This is a genomic window from Streptomyces sp. MMG1533, assembly GCF_001279775.1.
Taxonomy (GTDB): Bacteria; Actinomycetota; Actinomycetes; order Streptomycetales; family Streptomycetaceae; genus Streptomyces.
The window spans coordinates 1-624 of the sequence record NZ_LGDG01000090.1 but is presented as its reverse complement, the minus strand read 5'-3'; the positions used below and the strand labels follow the sequence as shown (position 1 = coordinate 624).

The 624-nt window shown below is 56.2% G+C and carries 1 rRNA gene; it reads left to right on the top strand.

From position 1 onward, the window contains the following. A 23S ribosomal RNA gene (locus ADK57_RS11870) occupies positions 1–624 on the top strand; the annotation flags it as partial.

Below are 624 nucleotides of genomic sequence, written 5' to 3'. Positions count from 1 at the left end.
TGCGTCGTGACTGCGTGCCTTTTGAAGAATGAGCCTGCGAGTTTGCGGTGTGTTGCGAGGTTAACCCGAGTGGGGAAGCCGTAGCGAAAGCGAGTCCGAATAGGGCGATTCAGTAGCGCGCTCAAGACCCGAAGCGGAGTGATCTAGCCATGGGCAGGTTGAAGCGGAGGTAAGACTTCGTGGAGGACCGAACCCACCAGGGTTGAAAACCTGGGGGATGACCTGTGGTTAGGGGTGAAAGGCCAATCAAACTCCGTGATAGCTGGTTCTCCCCGAAATGCATTTAGGTGCAGCGTCGTGTGTTTCTTGCCGGAGGTAGAGCACTGGATAGGCGATGGGCCCTACCGGGTTACTGACCTTAGCCAAACTCCGAATGCCGGTAAGTGAGAGCGCGGCAGTGAGACTGTGGGGGATAAGCTCCATGGTCGAGAGGGAAACAGCCCAGAGCATCGACTAAGGCCCCTAAGCGTACGCTAAGTGGGAAAGGATGTGGAGTCGCACAGACAACCAGGAGGTTGGCTTAGAAGCAGCCACCCTTGAAAGAGTGCGTAATAGCTCACTGGTCTAGTGATTCCGCGCCGACAATGTAGCGGGGCTCAAGCGTACCGCCGAAGTCGTGTCATT